This window comes from Paenibacillus sp. Marseille-Q9583, from assembly GCF_976954365.1.
In genome coordinates, this window is the sequence record NZ_CDRJTB010000013.1 from 73,872 (window position 1) to 87,082 (window position 13,211).

At 43.1% G+C, this 13,211-nt stretch carries 12 protein-coding genes; 2 read left to right on the top strand and 10 right to left on the bottom strand.

Annotated features, from left to right (window positions below; all coding sequences use genetic code 11):
- Positions 1-154: 154 nt before the first annotated feature.
- From phnE (ACWNM1_RS08910) to ACWNM1_RS08925, 4 genes are all read right to left on the bottom strand, one after another.
- The gene (gene phnE / locus ACWNM1_RS08910) at positions 155-958 is read right to left on the bottom strand and encodes a phosphonate ABC transporter, permease protein PhnE (protein ID WP_341147231.1); all 804 of its coding nucleotides are present in this window, start codon (positions 956-958) and stop codon (positions 155-157) included.
- Positions 955-1,746, bottom strand: a complete 792-nt coding sequence (gene phnE / locus ACWNM1_RS08915; RefSeq protein WP_449600715.1) for a phosphonate ABC transporter, permease protein PhnE — start codon at positions 1,744-1,746, stop codon at positions 955-957. The genes phnE (ACWNM1_RS08910) and phnE (ACWNM1_RS08915) overlap by 4 nt, the downstream gene beginning before the upstream one ends.
- Before the next feature lies 1 nt (position 1,747).
- Entirely contained in the window at positions 1,748-2,530 is a 783-nt protein-coding gene (gene phnC / locus ACWNM1_RS08920) for a phosphonate ABC transporter ATP-binding protein (RefSeq protein WP_449600716.1), read from the bottom strand.
- Positions 2,531-2,665: 135 nt separating this feature from the next.
- Positions 2,666-3,643 (bottom strand): phosphate/phosphite/phosphonate ABC transporter substrate-binding protein, encoded by a 978-nt coding sequence (locus ACWNM1_RS08925; protein WP_449600717.1) that lies wholly within the window; start codon positions 3,641-3,643, stop codon positions 2,666-2,668.
- 171 nt (positions 3,644-3,814) lie between these two features.
- Between ACWNM1_RS08925 and ACWNM1_RS08930 the strand changes: the two genes are divergently transcribed.
- The gene (locus ACWNM1_RS08930) at positions 3,815-5,395 is read left to right on the top strand and encodes a bifunctional metallophosphatase/5'-nucleotidase (RefSeq protein ID WP_449600718.1); all 1,581 of its coding nucleotides are present in this window, start codon (positions 3,815-3,817) and stop codon (positions 5,393-5,395) included.
- Here the strand turns inward: ACWNM1_RS08930 and ACWNM1_RS08935 are convergent.
- The 3 genes from ACWNM1_RS08935 to ACWNM1_RS08945 all read right to left on the bottom strand — a co-directional run bounded on the left by ACWNM1_RS08935 (position 5,392) and on the right by ACWNM1_RS08945 (position 9,207).
- Entirely contained in the window at positions 5,392-7,161 is a 1,770-nt protein-coding gene (locus ACWNM1_RS08935) for a M3 family oligoendopeptidase (RefSeq protein ID WP_449600719.1), read from the bottom strand. The two genes, ACWNM1_RS08930 and ACWNM1_RS08935, sit on opposite strands and share 4 nt — an antisense overlap.
- A gap of 370 nt (positions 7,162-7,531) precedes the next feature.
- Entirely contained in the window at positions 7,532-8,743 is a 1,212-nt protein-coding gene (locus ACWNM1_RS08940) for an MFS transporter (RefSeq protein WP_449600720.1), read from the bottom strand.
- An 11-nt stretch (positions 8,744-8,754) separates the two neighbouring features.
- Positions 8,755-9,207, bottom strand: a complete 453-nt coding sequence (locus tag ACWNM1_RS08945; protein ID WP_042185346.1) for a MarR family winged helix-turn-helix transcriptional regulator — start codon at positions 9,205-9,207, stop codon at positions 8,755-8,757.
- A gap of 281 nt (positions 9,208-9,488) precedes the next feature.
- Here ACWNM1_RS08945 and ACWNM1_RS08950 point away from each other — a divergent pair, with 281 nt between their 5' ends.
- Positions 9,489-10,028: an NADPH-dependent FMN reductase gene (locus ACWNM1_RS08950; protein ID WP_042124617.1), complete on the top strand. Its 540-nt coding sequence runs from the start codon at positions 9,489-9,491 to the stop codon at positions 10,026-10,028.
- A gap of 192 nt (positions 10,029-10,220) precedes the next feature.
- Here ACWNM1_RS08950 and ACWNM1_RS08955 read toward each other — a convergent pair whose 3' ends face one another.
- Genes ACWNM1_RS08955 through ACWNM1_RS08965 form a run of 3 tightly spaced genes read right to left on the bottom strand, consistent with a single transcriptional unit; the run spans position 10,221 to position 13,178 of the window.
- Positions 10,221-11,189 (bottom strand): alpha/beta hydrolase, encoded by a 969-nt coding sequence (locus ACWNM1_RS08955; protein ID WP_449600721.1) that lies wholly within the window; start codon positions 11,187-11,189, stop codon positions 10,221-10,223.
- Between the two features lie 40 nt (positions 11,190-11,229).
- Positions 11,230-12,282, bottom strand: a complete 1,053-nt coding sequence (locus ACWNM1_RS08960) for an LLM class flavin-dependent oxidoreductase (RefSeq protein WP_449600722.1) — start codon at positions 12,280-12,282, stop codon at positions 11,230-11,232.
- A gap of 26 nt (positions 12,283-12,308) precedes the next feature.
- A complete protein-coding gene (locus tag ACWNM1_RS08965) occupies positions 12,309-13,178 on the bottom strand; it encodes an NAD(P)-dependent oxidoreductase (RefSeq protein WP_449600723.1) in 870 nt (289 codons plus the stop codon).
- Between the last annotated feature and the right edge of the window lie 33 nt (positions 13,179-13,211).

Below are 13,211 nucleotides of genomic sequence, written 5' to 3' on the forward strand. Positions count from 1 at the left end.
ATTACAATTCTGATAGACCAACATATGTTAACACAAAAAGTATTATTACTTCTATATAGCTTTTCCGAATAGTGCGCTAATCATAAAAAGACCCCCATAGGCTCGATTCATACCCTAAGGAGGTCTCTGTCCAACATGTAATTATGCGATTCTGTTACACTAGCTTCTTCCGAATCATGCCGGAAATCAGATCAATAATCGTAATCATCGCAATGATGCCTAGTAGTATAATTCCAACACGGTCCCAATTTCGTGAACTGAGTGCGAAGATTAACGGTGTGCCAATCCCGCCTGCTCCAATCACACCCAGAATCGTAGCTGAGCGAACGTTAATTTCGAATCTGTATAAAGTGTAGGATAGAAAGCCTGGCAATACCTGCGGCACAACCGCAAACCATAACACCTGCATACGGCTGGCACCTGAAGAAATTAAAGCCTCGAGTGGACCGTTATCAATATTCTCAATCTCATCCGCGAACAATTTACCGAGCATGCCGACGGAATGCAGTCCTAATGCCAGTACACCCGCAAATGAACCCGGCCCAACAGCCTTGATGAACAGCAAAGCCATAATGATCTCAGGGAATGTCCGTATAAAGCTTAACATTAGCTTGCCGGAGCCCGAAATCGCCTTTCCCTTACTCATGTTGACCGCAGCCCAAAAAGCAAATGGGATACATATGAAGGTCGAGATAAAAGTCCCTAAAATTGAAATAGCTAACGTCTCAAGCAATCCTCGAAGCAGATCCTCCCCATCTGGTAAATAAACGAAGGCCCAGTCAGGTGAGAATATCCCAGCAAAGATTGCCTTAGTAATGATCCCGGCGGTTTCTTTAAATCCATTAAACGGCACTCCCGAAAAAGCCCAAATATACACTGCCGCTAATGCTACATAAATCAGCCATCGGAAACGATTTTTACGAGGTTTGGGGACTAGGGTATTCCATGATTTACTCATATTAATTTCTCCCGCAGCTTAGTGCTTACATAATCAATAATCAATACTACTGCTAATGTGAACAAGATAATGGTGCAAGTCTTATCGTATTCTAAGAAACCTAATGTCACCTCATAGTAATGGCCGATTCCGCCCGCTCCTACCAGACCCAAAACTGCAGCAGCACGAACATTAATCTCAAAGGCATACAGCACATAAGACATGAAATGAGCCTGTACTTGCGGAATGACGCCGAATATAATTCGTTGAATCTTATTTGCTCCGACTGAAGTCATTGCTTCCAAAGGTCCCTGTTCAATCGTCTCCAACGATTCATAGGTAAGCTTGGCGATCAGCCCTAGCGAAAATACCGTCAAAGCAAATATTCCCGGAAGCGCACCAAGGCCAAAAATGGCAACAAAAATAGAAGCCAGCAGCAGATCGGGAATTGTGCGGATCAAATTCAGCAGCATACGTACCGGATAATGAAGCCATCGGCTTTGCGTAATATTGCTTGCACACAGCAGGGCAATGGGAACCGCCAGAAGGGCACCAAACGTTGTACCAACCAATGCCATCCGGATCGTCTCCAGCATCGCATCTATAATATTGTCAAAATACCCCCAGTTTGGAGGGAACATTTCCTTAAGCAGATCCAGCATATTTGGCAGACCGGAGAGCAGCTCTCCGATGGATGAATCGGTCAAGACCGCACTTCTCCACAGTAATACTACTAATATAATGGCTGTAAAATAATGTTTTATCTTCCTTGGTGGTTTGGGATGTAGCTTCTCTGCTTTCACACTCATATCACATGCCTCCGCTTACAGGCTCACCTAACAACTCATCCTGATGAATTGGTCTGCCGTAAATCTCAGCAAATTTCTCATCGGTTGCCTCGGATACAGGACCATCGAATACCACTTCTCCTGCCCGGAGCCCAATAATCCGGGTAGCATATTCTCTAGCGAGGTCGATAAAATGCAAATTCACGATGGTCGTAATCCCAAACTCCATATTAATCTTTTTCAAATCATCCATAACCTGCTTGGTCGTGAGTGGATCCAGTGAAGCAACAGGTTCATCTGCAAGGATAATTTGCGCCTCCTGCGCAAGAACACGAGCAATAGCCACTCGTTGCTGCTGACCTCCAGATAGTTGATCTGCACGTGTGTAGGCCTTCTCAGCAATATTAACCCGATCAAGTGACTCGAAGGCTAAATCAATATCCTTCTGTGGGAATTTGCCAATTATCGTCCGTATTGTGGAATGATAGCCGACCCGCCCTGCCAATACATTACGAAGCACAGTCGTACGTTTCACTAAGTTGAAGCTTTGAAAGATCATTCCGATATTCCTGCGAATCATTCGTAGCTGGCTTCCCTTCGCCTTCGTGATGGACTGCCCATTTATAAGAATATCGCCTTCCGAAATATCATGAAGCCGGTTAATGGAACGCAGCAAGGTTGACTTCCCTGCTCCAGAAAGACCAACAATAGCTACAAATTCCCCAGCTGGAATAGTCAGATTAATGTTGTTTAAGCCTTTAGTTCCGTTTTGATATGTCTTGGATACATTCTGAAGCTTTATCATGAAATCATTCCTTTGTGTGTTTTCGTATAATCGTATAAAAGAGAAAGAGATAGCCAGATCCGGGGGGGAATCCGGAGCTGGCTATCCTTAATGCCTGTTATACACCAACATCGTTGTATCCTTGAACGGCTTGGACTACTCTGTTTTTACTTTATTGTTGTATTCACGAACAATGTCAAAGTTGCTATCTTGTGACTTCACATAACCTTCATGAGAATAAATTTCTTTAACAATTGCATGTCCTTCTGTGTCAGCTGCGATATCAATGAACGCCTGCTGAATCTTCTCCATCCATTCCTTGTTCATATCTGAACGAACCGAAATCGTATCGTTAGGGATTTTATCAGTGAAGGCAAGAACACGGGTATCTTCAAATACTTTCGGATAATCTTTAATAACAATATTACGAGCATCCTGGAAAATAGCTGCGGCATCTACATCACCGTTCAGTACAGCAAGTACGCCTTGGTCATGTCCCTTGACCGTAATGGCTTGTACATCCTTCAGCGGATCAAGTCCTGCATCCATTAGCGTTGCTGCCGGCCATACAAAACCTGCAGAGGAAGTAACGTTTTGATAGGCGATTTTTTTGCCCTTCAAATCGGCCACGGATTGGATGGCAGAATCTTTCTTAACGATAATCATAGATTTATAGAAATCAGCTAATTCATCTGTTGGAGCGCCAGTTTCATCATTTACACCAAAACGTTGAGCTTGAAGAATAACTTCAGCAGCTCCTTTTTCTTTGGCTAATACGTAAGCTGTTGGAGGAAGAAAACCCACATCTACTTTTTTGGAAGCCATAGCTTCGATAACTGTGTTGTAATCAGTAGAGACACTTACTTCTACAGGAATACCGAGTTTATCACCCAGTAATTTTTCAAGAGGTTTTGCCTTAGCTTCGAGCGTATCTGCATTTTGAGAAGGGACAAATTGTACGGTAAGCTTCTCTGGAACATAACCCTCTGCTACAGGAGCTGCCGTTTCCTTCGGTGCATTTGTTGCATCTGTTGATCCTTGGTTTGCGGTATTAGCAGTGTTATTAGCACCACAACCACTAAGCAATGTAATAGACATCATTAGCGGCAGTACGAATTTACTTATTTTTCTCAAACGAAAGACCTCCACTGTTTTCTTTTTTTAGTACTTCTAGACTATAAAGTTTTTGTATTAAATCTAAGGCATCTATCTATCAAATAAATGTAAAATTTATCCCAATCTCTTAAAGTTTCCAAATTTTCTGATAGAATGGGGTCTGAACTTATTATCCGTAGGAGGCTACCCATGAATAAAGACAATAACTTAACTTGTGAAATCCTCATAACAAGTGATCTCCATGGGCATTTAAGTCCCATTGATTATCGTACGGGTGAGAAACAACAAAAAGGCTTAGCAACCCTTGCCAGCCTGATTAAACAAGAAAGAGCCCATTGTCCGGAGCTAATACTTCTCGATAACGGTGATCTTATTCAAGGTACACCGCTAGCTTATTATGCAGCCACACAGTACAGTGACGAACTAAATCCAGGCATAGCTGCATTGAATGAATTGAAATATGACGCTGCAATTATTGGTAACCATGAATTTAATTTTGGTAAGCCACTGCTTAATAAAGCCATTCAAGATTCCAAATTCCCTTGGTTATCGGCTGGAATTATAGATCAAACGACAAGTAAACCGGCATTCGGTAAACCTTATATCATCAAATGGATAGACAAAAAGATCAAAGTAGCTATTCTCGGGGTTACCACACATTACATTCCCCACTGGGAGAATCCTGTCCATATTGAAGGACTTCAATTCAAGGATGCTTTAGAGACTGTAAAGCTTTGGTGTGCCTCTATACGAGAAGAAGAGCAGCCCGATTTGCTTGTTGTAGCTTATCATGGTGGATTCGAGCGCGATTTACTTAACGGAGAACCTGTAGAGAGGTTAACTGGAGAGAATCAAGCTTACGCTATGTGTATAGAGGTTGAAGGTTTAGACGTATTAATTACCGGACATCAGCATCGCTCCATCGCTAGTGAATTAAATGGTGTAACGATCATACAGCCTGATTGTAATGGACATTCCCTCGGTAAAATTTCAGTAGTCTTTCAAAAAGAAAACGAGTATTGGAAAATTAAGAGTAAACATGCCGAGCTCCTTACTCTGGATGACAAAACATCTGTAGATGATACAATTGTAGGTCTGAGCAGCACGCTTGAATCAGAAACAGAAACATGGTTGGATGAGAAAATAGGTACAGTGATCGGTGACCTATCCATTTCTAGTGCGGATGAATGCCGCATGTCTGACCATCCCTTTATCGAATTCATGAATAAGGTTCAAATGGAGGCTACAGGAGTTCGGATCTCGACAGCCGCTTTACTCAGCAACGATTGCAAGGGCTTCAGTAACACCATTACCCGGAGAGATATTCTTTCCAACTTCATTTATCCTAACACGCTAACTGTGCTAAGACTGACCGGACAAGATATAAAAGAGGCACTGGAACAAACCGCCAACTATTTTCAAAAGGATCTAGAGGGAAATGTAATTGTTAACCCTGCTTATGTAGAACCTAAATCGCAACATTACAATTATGATATGTGGGAAGGCATCCACTACGAGCTTCATATCAATAAACCTGTAGGCAAAAGAGTCCTCCATCTGCTGCATCGTGGGCAGCCTGTAGAGGCCTCTAAGGAATATGATGTTGTTATGAACAACTATAGAGCAAGCGGCGGTGGAGATTATGAGATGTATAAGGGCAAGCCGATTGTCAAAGAAGTACTGATCGACATGTCTGAAATTGTCACGAATTACATTGAAAAACGCGGCCAAATTGAAGCTACCTGTGATCACAACTGGAGAGTTGTTTAGGTTGTGCTGATGAATGCCTCAATATCAGTTTCAATCAGCTTTAAAGCAACTCTCCAAAAATCAATGGAATGTACATCAATATCCATAAACTTTGCTACATCTGCAATATTATGCTTGCTGGTAGCACTAAGGAACTGACGATACCGGGCGACGAACTCCTCGCCCTTTTTTAAATATTCTGCGTAGAGTCCTTTAGCGAATAACAGTCCGAAAGAATACGGGAAGTTCATAAATTCATAACCAGCCATAAAATATCCAGCCTTGTTCATCCACATGTAAGGATGGATCGTATCAGGATCAATGCTCTCACCGTAAGCTTCAACCATACAAGCAATCATCAGTTCGTTCAGCTCTTGAACAGGAAGCGGACCTGAGGCTCTTCTCTCATATAATTTAAGCTCAAATAAATAACGGGCAAAGAAGTCTACAAGATAATACCCAGCATCGGAAATACTTCTCTCCAATAGAAGCTGTGCTTCCTTCTTGGTCGAACTAGTAAGTAGTGCCTGATTTACGATCGTCTCGCAAAAGATCGAAGCCGTTTCGGCAATCGGTATCGGATAATCTGTGTTCAGCATCGTTTCTTCTCCCAGACAGGAGCTATGATAGGCATGGCCGAGCTCATGGGCAAGAATACTAATATCTATAGCATTTCCAGTGAACTGTGTCATGATTCTGCTCTCGCCTATCGGAAAAATATCGATGCAGAGCCCATATCCACCCTTACCCGCTCTAGGTTCTGCATCAATCCATTGCTGATCAAAGGCCTTTTGAGCTAAATTGGCCAATTCCCCGCTAAAGCTTCCGAAGCTAGAGACAATTGTTTTTTGAGCATCTTCGTAAGAGATTTTTACACTTTCTTCGCCAATCGGTGCAAAAATATCGTAAAAAGGCAGCTTTGTGGAATGTCCCAGCAGTTCGGCTTTCTTTTGATAATAGGTATGAAAAGCTGGCAAACTCTCCTGAAGAGCGGCGAGCATTGCCGATAAAGTTTCACTGTCCATTCGCGATGCCACTAACACCTTTTCCAGAGAAGATTGATATCCACGCATGCCATAAATCGTTAGCGCCTCACCACTTATTCCATTCATGCAAGCTGCACAAACCCCAGCAATACGACTGCAAGCTTCAGCCTCGGCTTCATAAGCCGCTTTTCTTAATGTAGCGTTATTCTCATAGACCATACTCCTTAGTTCCGCAAGCGTTACTTTCTTAGTTTCCCCTTGTACTACCACATCTGTAAGTGTACTCGATACGCTCTCCATGTAGAGCCTTCCCCACGCTTTGGAACCCGTGCTCTGCATTCTGGCAATCGCAACTTCCACTTCCTCATTTAACACATAACGGGATTGCAGAAGAAGCTCCTGTAAATAAAATTGATGTTTCAGAAGATAAGTTGAGCTAACGATAAGCTCATCTATATGTTCACAAGTGCTAATCCATCGTTTAAAACCAGCAAGTACCCCAGCAATCTCTGAGCTCAAATGTTCAATATCATCAGCAAGATTCATGGCTTCCTCAGAACTGCTGTCTGCGCTAAGCGTTAACTCTGCATAGGCTAATAAACATACATATACGCTTTTATAATGGTTGTAGAGTCTTAGAAAGTCCTCGATCGCTGCGACGGAAACACCCTCAAGCTTTAGATTGCCCTCAGCCCAGGCTTTTAAATCTATAATAAGTTGACTCAGTAGCTCGCGATCCCCTCTTAACTTCTCCGATTCAAACGAAGGGTATAAACGATCCAAATTCCATGTCATATTCATTCGTAAACCTGCTCCCCATCGATTACTTTCTTCTAAGCATAATCCATAACGACAGAAAAGTGCATCGACATAATGTACTTCCTCTCTTCACACAAAAAAAGGACCCCGCCAACGTTCGGCAGGGTCAAGGTCTATATTATAAGGGGGTTATGTGATTACTATAACCCTCTTAGCTTAAAAGAATATGAATAGTAGATAAAGATTGGCTTAATCTACCGATCTCTACCCTCTTCATCAACAAAAAAAGGACCCTGCCATCGTCCGGCAGGGTCAAGGTCTATATTTAAGGGGGTTATGTGATTACTATAACCCCCTTAGCTTAAAACGATATGAATAGTACCTAAAGATTAGCTTAATCTGAAATCATCCCTTATTGACTTAAAGCTGAAGGGTTACTTCTGGCCTTAGTAATCTGAATCCCAATATAAATCATTAGAAACAGCACCATGAACCCAGCAGAATAACGATACATCATCCCATAATCGGATGCCGCCGAGATTGCCCCAAGAATAATGGCCCCACTGGCTACCCCTAAATCTGTTGAGTTATAAAACATACTGTTCGCCATGCCATACTGTGCAGGTGTAGATGTCCGAAGCATCCATGCCTGTATAGTTGGCTGAATAGCTCCAAAGCCGAGTCCATAGAGCAATGCGGATATAATGAGCATTGGCATGGATGTCGTATACGAGAGCACCGTTAAGCTCGCGACAACACAAACCGCAGCGGGAATCAGAACAGCAGCCGGACCTCTTTTATCAAATAATCTGCCGGAGATAGGTCTAATAATAATGATTGTAATCGCGTTAAATAAAAAGAACAAACCCACTTGCTCTAAATGTACCGCTTCGCCGAACAAAGCGATAAAGCTAAGTAATCCCCCGTATGTGATCGCGAGTAAGACATTCAGTATTGCAGGCAATACTAACTTTGTATTAAAAGGAACCTTGAGTGCTTTGGATGGTGCAATGGATCGCTCAATAGGCTGTTTTTTCGGTACAGCTGGAAGCGAACGTGAGAACAATAGGACTGGAAAGGCAAGAAGCAAGGTGAATGTTCCGATCATCGCCAGTGTTCCAAACCCCGATTGCTTCATTACGTTCAAGCCAATCATAGGACCAATGGACATTGCAAGACTGGTTGATAAGCCAAAATAGCCGATCCCTTCGCCCATTCTTTTGCTAGGAATAATCTGTGAAACAATCGTGGGAATAATCGTGCTGGCAATCCCGAACCCAATCCCATAGCCTACCCGCATCAACAATAGTGACCCGATGGAGTCTGCTACCACATAAAGACCGGTTATGGCGGCCGCGATGGCTAAACCAATATATAGTAGTACATTGCGGCTAACCCTCCGCATTAGAAAAGCAGTCATAAAACGTGAAGCAATCGCAGTTAGCGCAAATACACTTGTAACCAAGCTGACCATAATATCTCCGGCTTGAAATTCACTTTTAACATAAGACGGAAATGAAGATAGCAGCATCTGTAAATTCATAAATAAAAATAAAGCACTAAACGTTAAAGCAATAAAAGACTTGGTCCATAGTTTCGTACGTAGTTCTTGTTGTTCTGGCATAACTTACGTTCCTACTCTCCATCATTTATTTGATCAATATGATTATTTATTCTTAGCAGCAACCCCATGAGCAGCTCATATTCATCGCTGGAAATACAGTTCATAATCTCATCTGTGACTTGATCCTCAATAGGAAAAGTCTCCTTAATCAGAGCTCTTCCTTTTTCCGTAATATAAACCTTAAAAGAACGACGATCATTCTCCCCGGTTCTTTTATAGACCAGTCCTTTTCCCTCCAAATGATCCAGAATTCGCGTCGTAGTTGGTTTATCCTTACCCGAACGCTTCGCGATATCCTTCTGAATCAGCCCTTCCGTTCTGTCGACTTGAAAAAGCACTGACCATTGCTCAGGTGTTATATCATATTCCTTTAGCCCATTTTGGAATAACGCGCTTAATTTACGATAGGTCGTTCCCATCATAAATCCTAACGTAAGTTCGGATTGGTTATGCTTTGTCGTCATGCTCAGACCTCTTCTCATTTCATCTTCTTTTTAAATAGTTGCTTAAACAATTATATTCTAGACAACTAAATTTGTAAAGGTGAGACAAAATTATAAACTAACTATTATTAAGTTGCTTGACAAAGTAAACTAAACACGGTATTATTATCTCATGTTAAAGATACTTAACTTAAAGACAACTAGAGCGTAACACGCTTAATATTATTTATTTAAAGGTTGTGTAATTCATGGGATTTCTAGACAAACTATTTGGTAGAACAAAAATCGAGGAGGAACAAACAATGTCTAAATTAAACATCGGAATCATTCTGGGAAGTACTCGTCAAGGTCGTTTAAGCCCACAGGTAGGGGAATGGGTTAAAAAGGTCGCAGATGCACGCGGAGATGCTAATTATGAGATCGTAGATATCGCGGACTTCAAACTTCCACTAATGGGAGAAGTTGATGCCACTGAACAAGCAACTGCTTGGAATACAAAGCTTGCTACGTTAGATGGTTTCGTATTTATCGTTCAAGAATACAACCATAGTATTTCCGCATCACTGAAAAATGCACTCGATTACGCGCGTGAAGCTTGGAACAACAAAGCAGCAGGTATCGTAAGTTATGGTTCCGTAGGCGGCGCTCGTGCAGCTGAGCATTTACGTGGAATTTTGGGAGAACTGTCTGTAGCAGATGTTCGTGTACATCCAGCCCTGTCCCTGTTCACTGATTTCGAGAACGGTTCTGTGTTCAAACCAGCGGATCTTCACCTGACCAATGTAAATGGCATGCTTGATCAAGTATTGGCTTGGAGCGGTGCGCTCAAGACGCTTCGTTAAGATCACCCGCTTTAATATTATGAAATACACCTCTAAGAATAGACATGGATAAACCTATGGTTTGTCCGGTCGATTCTAAGGGGTGTATTTTTTGTATGATGAAATGATCACCTTGTATTGATTCTTTTCTCGCATAATCGACGAGGATATCAATCTACAACAAGGAGCAATGATCATATGGTATGTGATTTATTAACAGCTCTCGCTTGGGGAGGACGAGTGTTTGGGGTGAAGTGCCCGGGCCATAGCATCCATATAGCTCTGAACGGCGCGCTGACTCACTTCCGCTTCTGGAACGAATATTTCGAAAAGATGAAAACATCCGGGATACAAGTGAAATTCGATATCTACACCTGCATGCGCAAGTCGTGTTACATATTCGATCGTCTCATCTCGGAATAGATCAAGCTGACCTACACATGTATAGGTTGGTGGCAGTCCAGCTAAATTCTCCGCTCTCGTTGGTACCGCATAGGAAGTTATCCTGCCGGCATCGTTCTCCTCGCCCAGGTACATGTTCCAAGCCGTTAAGTTGTCCGTCCGGTTCCAGATTGCACCTTCTTCCGTAATCTCATGGCTTGATGGCGTAATGTTACGGTTGTCGAGCATCGGGTACAACGGCATCTGAAAGATAATGGAGGGTCCACCTTTATCTCGTGCCATCAGCGCAAGTGCTGCTGTCAGCCCGCCGCCACCGCTTGCACCAGCAATCGCAATCCGATTCTCATCAATGCCAAGCGCTTCCGACTCCTCTGCCATCCATACTAAGCCAGCATAACAATCTTCGATTGCAGCTGGATAGGGGTGCTCAGGTGCCAGCCTATAATCAACCGACACGACAACACATCTAGCCGTCTGAACAAAGCGTTCACACAACTTGTCGTCCATATCAGGATGTCCTAACACGTATCCGCCACCGTGAATCCACAACATAGCTGGAAGCTTGTCAGCATTTCGCCCAGCAGGTTCATAAATTTTTACCAGCATCTCCCCTGCAACACCCGGGATTTTTCGACTGGTTGTGTTTACATGCTCTGACCTCTTCACTGACGGAGCCGACACTAAACTTCTGCTCCACTCTAAATTCTCTTCCAATTGAAACCCTGGAAATTGTGAATATGCCTCTCTTAATTCTGGTAGTATACGTTTATCGATACTCAAGAAAATCCCTCCAATACAATAATGATTGCTTGTATAATCCTTATTCCTTCTCAGCCTCCCACTTGGCAATTTCCTCTCGGACTCGTGGAGCAACCTCCGTTCCGAGCAGTTCTATAGCCCGCAACACAAGTTCATGCGGCATCGTGCTTAGTGGAACATACATCATAAAGCGTGTGATACCTAAATGCTTCCGTAGATGAATGATCTTCTGAGCAACTGTTTCCGGATCTCCAACGTACAATGCACCTTCAAAGCTTCGGGCCGCATCATAGCTGGAGCGGTCGTAATACGACCATCCTCGTTCTTTCCCGAGCTTGTTCATGCCGTACTGGGTAGATGGAAAAAAGAGATCTGCTGCCCGTTCCGTATCTTCTGCGACGAATCCAATCGAATGAGATCCCACCTGAAGCTGCGATACATCATGTCCAGCACGGGCCGCCGCCTTCTTGTACAGCTCTACAAGCGGAGCAAAATTCATTGGATTCCCGCCAATGATCGCCAACATCAATGGCAGACCCAAAAGTCCTGCACGAACGGCTGAGCTTTGCGTACCTCCGCTGCCAATCCATATAGGTAAAGAGTTTTGGACGGGCCGCGGGTACACGCCCAAATTATGAATTGCCGGCCGATGGCCTCCCTTCCATGTTACTTTCTCGGATTCCCGTATTTTCATAAGCAGCTCGATATTTTCATTAAATAATTCATCATAGTCATGTAAGCCATAACCAAACAACGGAAAGGATTCAACGAATGAACCCCGGCCCGCTATAATCTCGGCTCGTCCATTGGAGATGCCATCAAGCATAGCGAAATCCTGAAACACACGTACAGGATCAGCAGATGAAAGGACCGTCACAGCACTAGTCAAGCGAATCCGTTTAGTTAAGGACGCAGCAGCGGACAACACGATTGCTGGTGAAGAAGCTGCATAATCTTCACGATGATGCTCACCGATACCAAAAACATCAAGTCCCACCTGATCCGCAAGGACGATTTCTTCGACTACTTCTCGTAATCGCTGGGCATGACTCATCACAATTCCAGTCTCAATATCAGGCTTTGTTTCTACGAACGAAGTAACACCTATTTCCATGATTTATCACACCTCTTTTAATTTTTTTAAGAAGAATGCTCTAGACAACGGATTAAAGCTGTCCAATCCATCTCACCATAACCACGAGCTATTCCTTCAGATAAATGATGATGGATAAGTTGGCCCAAAGGTAGAGGAGCTTGGACGGACTGTGCTGCCTCTATAGCCAGTGCAACATCTTTCAGCCCTAGCTTCATTTTAAAACCAGCTGGTTCAAACCGCTGTTCCGTCATTATCGCCCCATAGTTCTGATATAAGGGAGATTGAAAAAGAGCATTCACCACATCCATAAATCGGGCTGGCTCTATGCCATACTTTTCTACCATCAGCTGCGTTTCTGATAAAGCTTCCAGCATAGAAGCAATTAAAAAGTTTACGCCTATTTTCACAACATTTCCTTCTTCGCTATAATCACCAATCTCAAATATTTCTTGACCCAATGCTTCTAAAATAGGAATTAACTGTTGTCTGGCTTGCTCCGGACCTGCCAAAATGATGCGCAATTTAGCGGCTTTAGCGGCATCCGGACGCCCCAGCACTGTGGCAGACACAAAGTATTGATTTCTCTCCGCATGCGACGCGGATAATTTCCGAGCCAGATCTACACTGATCGTACTGGCAGATATGTGAATTCCTTTTTCCGGTAATCCATTCAAAATTCCATTCGGACCCTCAACAATCTCCTCCAAAGCGGCATCGTCAGAAAGCATGGTTATGACCATATCGCTCTTTTGTGCTGCCTCCAATGGTGTCTCGGCATAATGCGCTCCCTGATCTATTAGGGGTTGCGCTTTTTCACGAGTACGATTAAAAACGATTAATTCATTACCAGCTTTCAACAAATTTTGGGCCATTGGAAAACCCATTTTCCCAAGCCCGATAAACGATATTTTCATAAGTCTCATCTCCGTATTAAGGATGATTCACAA